Origin of the sequence: Shewanella sp. 10N.7, from assembly GCF_020806285.1 — a bacterium.
Classification (GTDB): domain Bacteria; phylum Pseudomonadota; class Gammaproteobacteria; order Enterobacterales; family Shewanellaceae; genus Shewanella; species Shewanella electrodiphila.
This window is the reverse complement of record NZ_JAJGZS010000009.1, coordinates 36,614-50,185: the sequence shown is the minus strand read 5'-3', so window position 1 is coordinate 50,185 and position 13,572 is coordinate 36,614. Positions and strand designations below refer to the sequence as shown.

At 41.4% G+C, this 13,572-nt stretch carries 10 protein-coding genes; 6 read left to right on the top strand and 4 right to left on the bottom strand.

The features are described from left to right. Nucleotides 1-87 precede the first annotated feature (87 nt). Both LMH66_RS07570 and LMH66_RS07565 read right to left on the bottom strand, forming a co-directional pair. A complete protein-coding gene (locus LMH66_RS07570) occupies nt 88-651 on the bottom strand; it encodes a hypothetical protein (protein ID WP_102529342.1) in 564 nt (187 codons plus the stop codon). 10 nt (nt 652-661) lie between these two features. Continuing rightward, on the bottom strand, nt 662-1,486 hold the full coding sequence (locus tag LMH66_RS07565; RefSeq protein WP_102529341.1) for a cytochrome c3 family protein: 825 nt from the start codon (nt 1,484-1,486) through the stop codon (nt 662-664). A gap of 504 nt (nt 1,487-1,990) precedes the next feature. On the opposite strand from LMH66_RS07565, the gene LMH66_RS07560 reads away from it, so the two are divergent. Together LMH66_RS07560 and LMH66_RS07555 are read left to right on the top strand one after the other, a co-directional pair. Then, the gene (locus LMH66_RS07560) at nt 1,991-2,749 is read left to right on the top strand and encodes a winged helix-turn-helix domain-containing protein (protein WP_229369136.1); all 759 of its coding nucleotides are present in this window, start codon (nt 1,991-1,993) and stop codon (nt 2,747-2,749) included. A gap of 47 nt (nt 2,750-2,796) precedes the next feature. Beyond that, a complete protein-coding gene (locus LMH66_RS07555) occupies nt 2,797-3,318 on the top strand; it encodes a hypothetical protein (protein ID WP_229369135.1) in 522 nt (173 codons plus the stop codon). A 163-nt stretch (nt 3,319-3,481) separates the two neighbouring features. Here the strand turns inward: LMH66_RS07555 and putA are convergent, their stop codons facing one another. After that, nucleotides 3,482-7,306, bottom strand: coding sequence for a bifunctional proline dehydrogenase/L-glutamate gamma-semialdehyde dehydrogenase PutA (gene putA, locus LMH66_RS07550; protein ID WP_229369134.1), 3,825 nt, complete (start codon nt 7,304-7,306; stop codon nt 3,482-3,484). 608 nt (nt 7,307-7,914) lie between these two features. Between putA and LMH66_RS07545 the strand changes: the two genes are divergently transcribed. Then, complete coding sequence (locus LMH66_RS07545) at nt 7,915-8,163, top strand: DUF3297 family protein (RefSeq protein ID WP_102529336.1); 249 nt, start codon at nt 7,915-7,917, stop codon at nt 8,161-8,163. A gap of 121 nt (nt 8,164-8,284) precedes the next feature. On the opposite strand, the gene LMH66_RS07540 is transcribed toward LMH66_RS07545, so the two are convergent. Beyond that, complete coding sequence (locus LMH66_RS07540; RefSeq protein WP_229369133.1) at nt 8,285-9,184, bottom strand: universal stress protein; 900 nt, start codon at nt 9,182-9,184, stop codon at nt 8,285-8,287. Nucleotides 9,185-9,313: 129 nt separating this feature from the next. On the opposite strand from LMH66_RS07540, the gene LMH66_RS07535 reads away from it, so the two are divergent. From LMH66_RS07535 to LMH66_RS07525, 3 genes are all read left to right on the top strand, one after another. Beyond that, a complete protein-coding gene (locus LMH66_RS07535; RefSeq protein ID WP_229369132.1) occupies nt 9,314-10,531 on the top strand; it encodes a cation:proton antiporter in 1,218 nt (405 codons plus the stop codon). A gap of 170 nt (nt 10,532-10,701) precedes the next feature. Continuing rightward, the gene (locus LMH66_RS07530) at nt 10,702-11,343 is read left to right on the top strand and encodes a LysE family translocator (protein ID WP_198589607.1); all 642 of its coding nucleotides are present in this window, start codon (nt 10,702-10,704) and stop codon (nt 11,341-11,343) included. Nucleotides 11,344-11,898: 555 nt separating this feature from the next. Beyond that, a complete protein-coding gene (locus LMH66_RS07525) occupies nt 11,899-13,557 on the top strand; it encodes an ABC1 kinase family protein (RefSeq protein WP_157936239.1) in 1,659 nt (552 codons plus the stop codon). Nucleotides 13,558-13,572: the final 15 nt, after the last annotated feature.

Here is a 13,572-nt window from a genome sequence, read left to right as displayed (position 1 = left end):
TGCACCAAACAAAAAAAGCCGTAGCAAACCGCTACGGCTGTGAATGCCTAATGCCTTTTATGGGGATCGGATCAGGCCGGGTGATGGCTATTCTCCTGCGGGAATGAGCTCGAATTCATTAGTGGCCTTTACCCCATGAACTTGAATTGCGACTTTATAAAGTGCTACAGCACCTGCTGAGGCTTTGCTTTCAAGATCTAGGTCTATCGCGTTAAAAGTGTATTGTCCTTCAGTTTCGGTTTCGGTTAATACGCCACTGCATTCATCTTCAGTTGTAGGATCACAGCTAAACGTTTGACTAACATGCCAGCGTTTCCAAGCTTTAGCGTTAGATGATGATGCATTAGGATCGGGATAACCTAAGTAGATAATGTCGTAAGTGCTGGCATCGGTGATGGCTTTTTCATCGCCATTATCTAGGGTGAAGGTTAATGCGCCAGTGGCAGCATCAAACTCATCAACCGTTAACACTATCATATCGGCATCATCAATCTTCACCACTTCACTCGCTGGTGGATCAACAGGATCGGTTACTGGTGGTTCAACTACAGGCGGATCGACTGGATCCGGTGCACTGGTATCGTCGTCACTTCCACACCCTATAAGCAGTAGGGAGCTAGCCAGCAAGGCGCTCAATAATTTAAGTTTCATAATGAGCTCCTTAATTGAAATGTCCGGTATGACAAGTTTGACACTCTAAGTCACCTTTAACACTGGCAGCTGAGCCCATAGTTTCAGTTGTGCCATGACAGGTTTGACAGGCTTGAGTTTCTTCTGAAGCCATCGCTTCAGGTAGAGCTCCAATGACTTCACCAGCATAAGCGCGGTTAAGTAAGTCAACAATGTAGTAAGCCATACTGGCTGATAATCGTTTACAACGTTCGCCTTTTTCGACGAAAGGTTTACCGCCGTTAGCACCTGACCAATTACTGATTGATGAATGACATAATGGGCTGTTGGCCACTGAAGTTTTACCCACAAGCTCGCTTTTCTCTGCTGTTGAGCCAATACCTGCCACAAACTCGTCAGATGATAGTGGTAAATCTTCTCTTTCGTAGTAGCGGAAAGAGGCCGAAATAACGGCTGAATTTTGGTCATTAATATCGCCGAGAATGTTGATCAACATACCTGCTGCGTTTAAGTTACCGCAAATGGTGCCTTGCCCGACAATACCTGCCCAGCCATAGCCTGCTAATGCCGTAGGAATTGAGGCAAAGTTTTCTGCATCAACACTTGAAGATTCGGCTAGTTTAGTGACGATGGAATGAAATACTTGATGCATACACCCGCCACCTGTTTCATAAGCCAGTTTTGCAGTGGCCATTGCATCTAGTGGTACATACTTTAATTTGTCACCGAGTTCTAATCTAAAGTTTCCATCAGCATCTGTAGCTGCAAAAGCGGATGTTCCGACTAATGTTGCACCGGCTGCAACAGTGCTCATTCCAATGATTTGGGTTAATGCTTGGCGTCTGTTCATACTCATAATAATCACCCTATATCTAATGTTATTGTTGCTCAGTTTGTGTTTTGTTTTTATGACTTGCTTATATCTTTAAATTGGTTCGAGTTATCTCATTTAGCGCTGCTTCAATGTTTCTATATCTGAGGCTAATGCGCTGCTCGATGAATCTAATGTAAGTGATGGGGGGATTAATTTTGTGATGTAAAGCGAAGAAATATAGGCTGTGAAATGGACTTTAAATTCGCAGTTGATTGCATTTGTAAAGTGAGTAAACAATGTGAATTTTGGGTTGAGTTGGCAGCTAACGTGATTGTGATCACGTTATTTTTTAAATTAATTAACATTAAAGGCAGTTTTAACGACTCGTTACGTTGCATTTATATTGTTAATTTGTGTGATTTACGTCGCATTTTGTTGTTGTTCATTGCTTTTTACTTCATAAAAATTGCAATTAAAAGCACTAAATTAAGCAGGATCACAGAATTATCTATGGGTTGTTTTAGACTGGGTTAATGAGGCGTTTTAGTGGGGAAAGTGATGCAATTAGGGCATTGCAAATTCGATGTTAATAAAGGCGAATTAGTTAATAACCAAAGTGATGAAGTTTGGCGCCTTCCTCGTGCTGAGTTACAAGTACTTACATTGTTAATTGATTACCAGGGTAAAGTGGTGGCTAAGCCATTATTAAAAACTGGCAATGGCCAAGAGCAACCATTAAGTGATGCATCAGTTACCCATGCTATTTTTACCTTAAGAGCATTCTTAGGCCCACAATATGAGTCATTGATTGAGACTGTCAAAGGGCAAGGGTACTTATTAAAGCATCACCGAAGTCGTAAGCAATCGGTGAATTTTTTTTCTCACCCTCAACGCTTTGCCATCATCGCTATTATCACTTTGGCAGTTGCACTGTTAATTAGTGGCTTGATGTTTATCCGTTTCTCGCCACCTAAAGCGTTACCTGTTTTACCTAACAGCACAGCAACAGTAAAACTGACTTCAGGCCAAACAGTTGATGTGATTTTATATTCTAGTTCTAAAACCAATTTAGCATTATTAAAAAAGCAGGGGATGCAATTACAGCAAAGCCTAGCGCAATGTGACTCAACGTCTTGGAAGCGTGTTTTTTTGTCTCTTTCCCATGACGAACAGGTGCTAAATATTACCTTACGTGGCGAACATTATGGCCAATCTGTTATCCGTAATCTAAAAATTAGTGACTTACGACAACCCAAGAAATTTGTTAGCCAAGCATGGCTAAAAGGAGTTGAAATCTGTGATTAATTTTATGTGCTGGATTAACAATGATTGTACTTTTAAGAGGTGCTCACATGGTTAAAAATTGGCGTTGGGTAATCAATATCATCATATTGACCATACTGTTGAGTTGTATCGGTGTGATAGCAAATCTTACCGCTTCTAGCTCGCCAAGCTTTATGCTCAGTTGCAGCTCTGAGCTGTTTAATCATCATAATGATCAACAAGATAGTAATCATTATTTACTTGTGGATCTATTATCTAAAGATGGCCAGGTTCAAGTGCATTATCGCTATTTTAATATCGATGGCAGTTCAGCTGGTACAGTGTCAATGCAAGGCAAGGTTAACAGCATTGATACTGAAAACATGATTTACGATATTTCAGTGAATACCAAACAAGAAAGCCCGTTAGCTGAACATCAACAGGTTCCTGAGCACTATCGCTACCTTTCTTATGTCAGTAACCTCAACTTAAGCAGAGACGGAATGCATAACCTTAGCTTGCAGATTATTGAACAAGATAAAGCAAAGGATTTTGCCGTGGTGTTATTTCAGCCAAGTAATACAGTGTGTGGCTGCCGTTTAGTGCACTAATGTTATTTATCGTTCGCTTATGTCGGCTAAGTTGAGTCACTGCTTACCAGTCATTTGGGCTTTTAATAAATGCATTAAAAAAGCGAACCATGAGTGGTTCGCTTTTTTATTATGACAGCTAATACACGCTTACCTGTTTATGGGTAAGCTACTTTGAAGCGTATTAATCATCTTCAACCAACGTCATCAGAGAGGTGTTACCACCCGATGCCGTGATATCAATACTCACGGTTTTCTCTGTCAGTAGACGCTGGATCAAGTTATCGAAATACTCAGAACTGATCACAGGTAATATCGCACCTTGACGTTCAGCTAATTTCTCACTGATGTAGTGTTTACGATCGCAGTTACCATCAATAACCACACCCGATAATTTAGGATGAGCCAATAATGTCGGTAAATGACGATGTCTTGCCACTTGGAAGATATCTTTGTCTGCGCCAGTTGCTATCAACTTATCTCTAAATACCAATGCTTCATCATGGTATAAATCAGACACCACGGTGATAACTGTATTACCTGTTGCCAATGCGGTTACGATTGAGAGTACCCAGAAGTGGAAGCTGACGTTTTCATCGGCAAAACAAATAATATTGCCGCGATTTTCCAAGTAAAGGATATTAGATTCACCTGTTGGCCCAGGCAGTACTTTTGGCTTTTTCAAGCGTTTTTCAATATCGATTAATTGATCTCGAGAAACCTTCAAGGTGTAATTTAAATCGTCTGCTAAGTCGTCAACAATATCAACATGGGCGATTTTAGCCAGTAACTGACGTACGCAAGAGGTACGGGTGTTTAAGTCCGTTAAACGCCACTGTTTTTCAACTCCATTGGCTCTATCCATCAACAATGTTGCTTCGGATATAGACTGTGCATCACAATCTTTTTCAATAGCTTGTGGCGGTAATAGGTCAAAATCATCGACATCTGGTGTGGCTTTTTCTTTTACCAAACGTGATAGATAATTTGGCCCACCAGCTTTTGGCCCCGTCCCTGAAAGACCACGACCGCCAAATGGTTGTACACCGACAATGGCGCCAATCATATTGCGGTTGATATATACATTACCAGCGCGTGATAATCGGGCGAGATCAATTGCTCTGTGCTCTATTCGGGTGTGTATGCCCATGGTTAAACCAAAACCTGTGCCATTAATGCTATCGATGACATTTTCGATTTCATCACCTTTAAAGCGAACCACATGGACACATGGACCAAATACTTCACGCTTTAATACACTAATATCATTGATTTCATAAAGGCGCGGCGCAAAGAAGAAGTGTTCATTGTCAGCGACTTCAGTAGATATATCGCATTGATATAGCAACTTACCATAGTCTTTCATGTAATCACTGTGGGCGTTTAATGCGCTCAGTGCTTTTTGATCGATAACTGGGCCAATATCGGTACTGAGGAACTCAGGATTACCAACATGTAATTCAGCCAGTGCGCCTTTGAGCATGGTAATGACATTATCAGCAATATCTTCTTGTAAAAATAACACGCGAAGCGCCGAACAACGTTGACCTGCAGACTGGAAGCCAGATGATATAACATCATCCACAACTTGCTCTGGTAGGGCGGTTGAATCAACTATCATACAATTTTGACCGCCAGTTTCAGCAATCAAAGGCACTTGATGGCCGCCGCGCTCAGACAAGATTTGCGAAATCTTAGTACCTGTTTCAGTTGAGCCTGTAAACATCACAGTTTGAATGCGCTCATCTGGCAGGATAACACTACCGACTAGGCTACCTGGAGCAATCACAGCTTGAACTACACCAGTTGGCAGACCAACATACTTCATCAGTTCAATGGCGCGCAGAGCAATTAAGCTGGTTTGTTCTGCTGATTTTGCTAACACGGTATTACCGGTGGCAATCGCTGCTGCAACTTGGCCTAAGAAAATAGCGAGTGGGAAGTTCCAAGGGCTAATACATAACACCACGCCGCGCGGCTCTAAGCGGTCATCTTCAGCTAATTCAATGGCTCGGTTAGCGTAATAACGGCAAAAATCGACAGCTTCTCGTACTTCATCAATACCATCTTGAGCAACTTTACCGGCTTCTTTTATACATAAGGCAATCAGTTCATCGGTATGACGCTCTAGGATATCTGCGATACGGGTTAATAACGCAGCGCGTTCAATGACAGACACTTGTGACCATGAATCGAATGCAGTTTGCGCAGTGTCGATCATCGCCAGCATGGCATCTTTATCATGGAAATGGTGGTAGCCAATGATTTCATTATGATTGGCAGGATTTTTCACCGCCACAGCGCCTTCTGGCACATCATTAGCGTTAAGTTGTTTGTTAGTAAACCAGTTATCAAGTGACTCTTTTAGTGGCGTGATCTCGTTGATGTTGGTTAAATCTAAACCTTTTGAGTTATCACGATTTTCGCCATCTTCACTGTAATATAAAGCAATCGGTTTAAGGATTTGCTGATTGTATTTCTCTTTTAATCGCTGAGTTTTTTCTACTGGGTCTTCAAGTAGTGACTCAACCGGTTTTGACTCATCAACAATGGCATTAACGAATGATGAGTTGGCACCGTTTTCCAATAAACGACGAACCAAATAAGCGAGTAAATCTTCATGGTGACCCACAGGCGCATAAATGCGGCATTGAATGTGTTCGCCACTGACGATTTGATCATAAAGTGAATCACCCATGCCGTGCAGGCACTGGAACTCGAAACCTTCTTTATCATCACCTGCAAGTTCTACGATGGTGGCTGCTGTATAAGCATTATGAGTCGCAAACTGTGGATAAATAGTGTCTCGGTAGCCTAATAATTTATTGGCACAGGCATGGAATGACACATCAGTCGATGACTTACGGGTGAATACAGGGAAGTGACTATGGCCATCCTTTTGGGCATTCTTAATTTCGGTATCCCAATAGGCACCTTTGACTAAGCGCACCATCATTCTGCGGCCAACACGCACGGTTAATTCGCGTAGCCATTCAACCACAAAAATAGCGCGCTTTTGGTAGGCTTGTAAGGCAATACCAAAGCCGTTCCAACCCGCTAAATCGTCGTCGCTAAATACGGCTTCGATAACATCAAGTGAGATATCTAATCGTTCTGATTCTTCAGCATCAACAGTCAAACCAATATTGTACTTTTTGGCCTGTAAACATAGGGCTTTAAGTTTTGGCACTATTTCATTCATCACTCGTGATTTATGGGTAAATTCGTAACGAGGATGAATTGCGGAAAGTTTTACTGAAATGCCAGGGACTTTTCTAGGATCATTTTTACCAGACGCTTGGGCGACTTTACCAATGGTTTCGATGGCGTCTTGGTACGATGCTAAATATCGGTTGGCATCGTCCATAGTACGAGCGCCTTCACCTAGCATGTCATAGGAATACACGTAACCTTGTTGCTCTTTTGTGGCAGCACGCTTAGTTGCTGCGACGATCGTTTCACCCATCACAAACTGCTTGCCCATGATTTTCATGGCGTAGTTCATTGATTTTCGAATGACGGGTTCGCCTAGGCGGCCAATGGTTTTCTTCAATAATCCAAAGCGATCTTTGGTACGTCTATCGGCATAATCTACCACTGAGCCTGTGATTAATAAGCCCCACGAAGAAGCATTCACAAATAATGAGTCACTGCTACCTAAATGGTTGCTCCAATGGCCTTGGGAGATTTTGTCGCGAATAAGCACATCTTGGGTATGTTTATCAGGTACGCGTAAAAGTGCTTCTGCCAAGCACATCAATACCACGCCTTCTTCACTTGAAAGTGAATATTCATTAAGTAAGGCATCGATTGCACCATTGCCTGATTGATCTTGACGAATTTTCAAGACCATTTGGCGTGCGCGTTCCCACGCCTTACTTCGGGCGCTAACGTTAATTTCTGCTAGAGGGAGAATATGATCTACTGCGATGTTTTCATCTATACGATAAAAATCGCGAATTTTTTGACGGATTGGACAGTCAGAAATTAACTTACCTTCAAATAGCATGTGCTTGTCCCCAAAAATGAGTAAATATTGCGTCACCGGCAATTAAAATTATTCCAATAATTATTATTATAGTTGTCCGATAACAGCAGTTGAGTGCTGTTTCAATACGCTACTGAAACATTATTTATTTTTAGCAAATTATTTATTTATAAAGTGTGATTTACCTTCAATAATTCTAGGTGAGAATATCCTCCATCTTGCACTTCTGTGTCAATACTCATTTAGTCAAAAAGATGTAAAGTTTTTTAACGAATTTAACTTGTCGTTAACCTTCGTTGGCACTAATTCTTGCCCACCTAGCTAGAAGCAGTAATTTGCCTATTAACGTGACTTTTAAACTAAGATTTTAAATCCGTTTTTAATCGTCTGCTTTCTGGTAAAGCTCTACTCGATTTATCATTGTTTTGTTAGTGAGTTTATCGATGATTTTCGGTGACTTTTATTGTTATGTCTGTTTTAAACGACGCCTAGAGGTATAGGTGACACTGACACCGTTAATCAAACATCCTTGCTGCAGCATTTATTCATGAGTATATGATGGCTACACTTGAGCAAAGCGCCTGTATTGCCTACAATAGCGCTAGATTCTATTACTACAGAGCATGCTCATGAACGATACAACTTCACAACCCGCTTTACCTGATCGCCTTTCTGTTAATCCACGCAGCCCACATCATGTTGAAGCTGTTTTTGAAAATGACATTGGCATCAAAGTTAATGGCAAAGAACGTTTTGATGTTGAAGAGTACTGCATCAGTGAAGGTTGGGTTAAAGTGCCAGCAGGCAAGGCGTTAGATCGTCGCGGTCAACCTTTATTAATGACAGTTAAAGGCACAGTTGAAGCATTTTACCGTTAAGTAGTACGGTAAAATTTCGCATTTTAAAGGCTTAGTAATCATGACTAAGCCTTTTTTGTGTCTAACTTAATGGTGGGTTAGTTTGGCGCCTTATCAATTAATCAATTAATCAACCAGTTAATCAATCAACGGCTTGCTGAGGAATTAATAAAATATGACTACGGCTTCGAGCTAAAATAGCCTCCGCTGTATTGCCTATCACTCTGCCCATAATGCCTTGTCGCTGCACAGCGCCCATCACTAAATATTCGGCATTTAATCGACAGCTGAGTTCAAACAAACACATATCAGGGTTACCTGCCAAAATATGAACATGGTCTCTATCAATACCAATTTGTTCTATGGCTTGTTGATGCTTATCGTAAGCTTCTTTAATCAGTACGCGGCTATTTAATATATCCATATCGCGTAGTATTTTAGGAATTCTGATTACAAACCCAAGGTGCAACTCGTGACCTGTGACTTCTGCTAGACGGCGTGCTTGGTTAATCACCGCTTGATTGAGTGCTTTTTTAACGGGTTTGTTACTGCCCAAATCCACCGCCATTAAAATTGTCCCTGCTTTAGTAAGCAGATTATGAGTTAACAGCATTAATGGTACTTTAGTGTGGCGGATCAGTTGCCAATCAGCAGGCAGAAAATAATCGGACTCATGGATAGCCTTTAACATCATCGCGTATTGCTGAGGTTTAGCCTGCTGGCAGGCATGCTCGGCTAAATCTTTACACCATGTGATGTTGAATGGGATCTTGAATGAGGTGTTGAAGTGCATATCCGTTGGAGTCATGTCAGCAGCTATGTCGCTGAGTTGTTGTTCTAGCTCTAGCTTCTGCGTAGCTAGAATTTGCTGACGTACATCGGCGGCGATTCGTGGATTATAGTAGGCATCACCGCTGAATGATTCGTAGCTATAGGCTGCTATTTCAGGCTGTAGATTCATTTTTTTAGCTAGCTCAATTCCCGCACTCACCGCATTGGCTTGTTGCTGATTTTTTTGAGCAATAATATATAGCTTATCCATGGCAACCTCCTGATATATTCCTTCATACATTACCTAAGTCAAATGTACCAAAACAGCTGATTTACTCCTTGATCTTTATCATTGATAAGCTCAATATTTAATCAAAGGCGCAGCGATTAGGAGGCGTGTATGACAGTAGAGCAGTTTATTATCGCGTTATGCTTAATTCTGCTTTGCGGTAAGGTTTTAGGAAGCATATTTGAGCGGCTTCAATTGCCTGCTGTCGTCGGTGAAATCCTAGCTGGGCTGTTATTGGGACCTACATTTCTCAACATTGTCATGCCCAATGCGACACTGGCGGTTTTGGCTGAACTCGGGGTCATTTTACTGTTATTTTCCATTGGCTGCGAAACGTCAATTAAGCGTTTATCTCAAGCGGGAGGGCGGGCTGCGCTAGTCGCTGTTTTGGGGATCGTCATTCCAATTATTATGATTGGAATCAGTAGCGCCTATTACCTGACGGATTCATATTTTACTGCGCTGTATTTAGGCTGTGCGTTAACAGCAACCAGCATCGGTATTTCATTACGGGTGCTAAGCCAAGCCCAGCAAGCACAAACTGACGTTGGTAATGTGATTTTAGGTGCTGCGGTTATTGATGATATCGCTGGCGTTATTTTGCTAAGTCTGTTGTTTAACTTTGCAAGCTTTGGAGAGTTTGATTTAGCCAGTTCGTTAATACTGACTGCTAAAGTGCTGCTTTTTTTAATCTTAACACCGCCAGTGACACGGGGTTTGCTGTATCTGGCTCGTGCACTCAAACCCTTTGCTGATAAATCAGGTTATGAAGTGATCATCACCATGGTGTTGATTTGCCTATTTTCATGGTTAGCACATTGGTTTGGTGCGCCTGCACTATTAGGTGGTTTTGCTGTGGGGTTAGCGTTAAGCCGGCAATTTACCTCACCGTTTAATCGCTATTTAGTGAACCCTTTTTCTTTTACTCACAAGATGGAAATATCCACTAAAACCATGGTCGATGTGTTTGCACCGATATTTTTTGTATACGTGGGCATTCGTTTAGATTTAAGCCAGCTAGATTATAGCTCTGGCGGGATCATGCTGTTGGTTTGGCTGACGCTGCTAGCGATTTTAAGTAAATTGCTCGCAGGCTGGTTTGGCGGCAGAACATGGCAAGTCAAAGCTGTGGTAGGCAGCGCCATGATCCCAAGAGGTGAAGTGGGCTTAGTATTTTCAGAGCTTGGTTATCAAATGGGTATTATTGATAGTAAGTTATTTACTGAGTTAGTGGTGATTATTGCGATTACCACCTTAGTGGGCCCGATGATGCTTAAATGGAGTATTAAACAACAGATTAAGAAACTCCCCCAAGTTAAGCCGAATTAAGGGGGATCCAGTATGATTTATGCAGGTTATTGCTGGCTTTTTAAGTAGTGGGCATCAGCTGTAAACAAAATTTGCCAATGTTAGCTCTCATTTAACAACAACATGACTTTTATTCATGTTGGAAGGCTGTAAAATCCGCGCCTTGTTTAATCACGAACCTAATACTCATCATGATCGATCTGGCCCTACTTCCTGTTTATCTAACCACTGTGGTTGCTTTGCTATTAATTCCTGGCCCAGACATGCTGTTGATTGCCAGCTCTAGCTTGAGCTATGGCCGTAAAGTGGGCGTATACGCTAGCTTTGGTAACGCAACATCGGGGTTAATCTTAACCTTACTAGCGGCTATGGGCGTGTCAGCTTTGGTGGCAATGAACCCTTTTGCTTTAGAAGTATTAAGAGTATTGGGCGGTGCGTATTTACTAAAAATGGGCTGGGATTGTATGCGTAGTAGTGCGGCTGATGCGCCCGAAATAGAACAACAAAATAACTTAGCCAAATTATTGTATCGCCGAGCAGTAATGAGTAATTTGCTTAACCCTAAGGCGCTAATCTTCTTCGTGCTCTTTTTACCGCAATTTGTCTCTACTCAGCTTAGTGCTAGTTCAGGCGAGCAGATGTTAGCATTAGGCCTGCTGCTTAACGTAATGGGGTTATTATTCAATTTATTGCTGGTGGCATTAGTGGGAACCCTAGGTAAGCCACTGCTTAAAAATGATAAATTTAGAACTTATCAAAATAAGTTTATGGGACTGATATTTTTTGCCTTAGCGATTTGGTTGCTGGCTTCACAGGTGCAAAGTATTGCTTAATTGAATGGGTTAAGCTTAAGGCTTTAGGTTAAAGACTGTAGATTAAAGACTTGAGATTAAAGTGTTTAATTAAAGCTATTGTGAGAATCGTCAAAAGTGGTTCTCATCTAGCCTTAACTAGAGTCTTAACTAGAGCCTAAAATAGAGTCTAGTTCAGCGATAATATCGTGAGGGTTCACTTCATCATTATCCTTGAATAAGCTCTTTTGTAAAAAGTCATTTCCCCCTCATTTATCGGCACATTTTTCTGTTCACTACTCTTTTTACCACTCTTTTCTGTTCACTACTTTGTTCATTTTTCATCATTGATTTCAACAATCTTATTCATCGTGCTATTGGCGAGCTAAGCCATTTTATGCTCATTGTGCTGGCAATAGCCTTGCAAAATACGCACGTAAATTGAATCACTTAGTTTATAACACGCCTTGGTGCTTAATTAGGCTCTAGCGCACCAAAAATGCGTGCTGACGACTGTACACTCGCTGCGCTTGGGGATAATCTGGTTAGCAATATAAGGTCATTGTTTTGGCCTTTGATACCAGGATGAGATTATCGATGAAGTTATTCAATGTTAAACAGTTAATGAATCATTCATCTCGCTCGAAGCAAATTATTACAGTGTTAGTTAAATATGGTTTGGCTAATTGGATAAGAGAAGAGAACCCCGCTTTTATTAAAAGTGTATTCGTTAATGAAAATGGCCAACAACTCGCCTCGCTTTCTGTTGCTGTTCGTTTGCGTTTAGCTTTTAGTGAATTAGGTACAGCATTTATCAAGCTGGGCCAGATATTGAGTACCAGAGCAGACTTGGTCGGCCAAGACATTGCCGAAGAGCTGACTAAACTTCAAGCCGGCACTCCAGCAGATCCAGAAGCTGAAATTAAGAAAACCATTGAAGCTGAGTTTGGTATACCTTTCGAGCAATTATTCATCGATTTTAATTTCACTCCATTAGCATCAGCCTCTGTAGGCCAAGTGCATATTGCGACCACTCAAGACGGTGATGAAGTGGTCGTCAAAGTACAACATGCAGGAATTGAAGATAAGATTCTGGCAGATGTAGAAATCCTTAAGATGTTAGCTTCACTTGTTGAGCAATATCATGAAGAGCTCAGACTGTATCAGCCTACCAGCTTGATTTTAGAGTTTACTAAGTCATTACTGAATGAACTCGACTACGTTAAAGAAGCGCGTAGCATGCAAAAAGCCAGTCAGTTTTTTGAAGCCAACCCGCACGTTCATATTCCCGATGTTTATCAGCAGTTATCCAGTAAACGAGTGTTGGTAATGGAGCGCTTAAAAGGCTTTAGTATTGCCGACAAAACTGCATTGGAGCAGGGACAATACGACACCAGTAAGATTGCTGATGTGGGCATTAAAGTCTATTTAGATATGATTTTTGAGTTAGGTTTTTTCCATGCAGATCCTCACCCAGGCAATATCTGGGTACTAGAAGATAATCGTCTTGGGGTACTGGATTGGGGAATGACTGCAAGGCTGAGCAAAGACATGCAGCAACGATTTCAGGAGTTATTGCTTGCATTGGCAGATAAAGACCCGAAAGAGCTTACTTACCATGTCATTAGACTATGTCAGAGCCAGCCGCAGCTAGATCATGAACTACTTGAGAAAGATATAAGCGAGTTTGTGCATGACTACCTTGAGGTGGACATGAAACAAGTCTCCATCGTAGATGTGTTAAACGAATTTATTCGGATCATTAAACAGCATAGGTTGGTGATCCCCACAGAAGTGTCGATGCTGTTTCGCGTGTTAATTATGCTTGAAGGCTCATCGAAATTATTAAGCAGTAATAAAAGCGTTGGCGATGCGATAAGACCGTATGCAATTAAAATAAAATTAGCGCAGTTGTCTCCACTACATGCATTAAAACAAGCACAAACTATTTCGACTCGTTGGCAGCGGGTGATCAATGGTTTACCTGATGAAATCGACAAATTAACCCATCAAATCAGCAGTGGTCACTTTGACGTAAACCTTAATCATCGCAACCTTGATACTATTATCAATCGCTTAGTTTTTGGGGTGTTAAGTGGCGCGATTTTCTTAGGCGGTTGTATGCTATTGAGCAGTAACGTACCTCCTTTATATGAGGGCATTTCTATACTGGGCACAGGAATCACTGCCATTGGTAGTTTTCTTGTTGGTAAGTTATTACTGGCTATTGGCCGTTCAGGCAGTTTATCTAAATAATGGATTATTAGAGTT

Coding starts and splice junctions, on each gene's coding strand:
- LMH66_RS07555 (WP_229369135.1), top strand. CDS start 2,797: ATGGTTAAAAATTGGCGTTGGGTAATCAATATCATCATATTGACCATA.
- LMH66_RS07535 (WP_229369132.1), top strand. CDS start 9,314: ATGACAGTAGAGCAGTTTATTATCGCGTTATGCTTAATTCTGCTTTGC.
- LMH66_RS07570 (WP_102529342.1), bottom strand. CDS start 651: ATGAAACTTAAATTATTGAGCGCCTTGCTGGCTAGCTCCCTACTGCTT.
- putA (WP_229369134.1), bottom strand. CDS start 7,306: ATGCTATTTGAAGGTAAGTTAATTTCTGACTGTCCAATCCGTCAAAAA.
- LMH66_RS07530 (WP_198589607.1), top strand. CDS start 10,702: ATGATCGATCTGGCCCTACTTCCTGTTTATCTAACCACTGTGGTTGCT.
- LMH66_RS07525 (WP_157936239.1), top strand. CDS start 11,899: ATGAAGTTATTCAATGTTAAACAGTTAATGAATCATTCATCTCGCTCG.
- LMH66_RS07545 (WP_102529336.1), top strand. CDS start 7,915: ATGAACGATACAACTTCACAACCCGCTTTACCTGATCGCCTTTCTGTT.
- LMH66_RS07565 (WP_102529341.1), bottom strand. CDS start 1,486: ATGAGTATGAACAGACGCCAAGCATTAACCCAAATCATTGGAATGAGC.
- LMH66_RS07540 (WP_229369133.1), bottom strand. CDS start 9,184: ATGGATAAGCTATATATTATTGCTCAAAAAAATCAGCAACAAGCCAAT.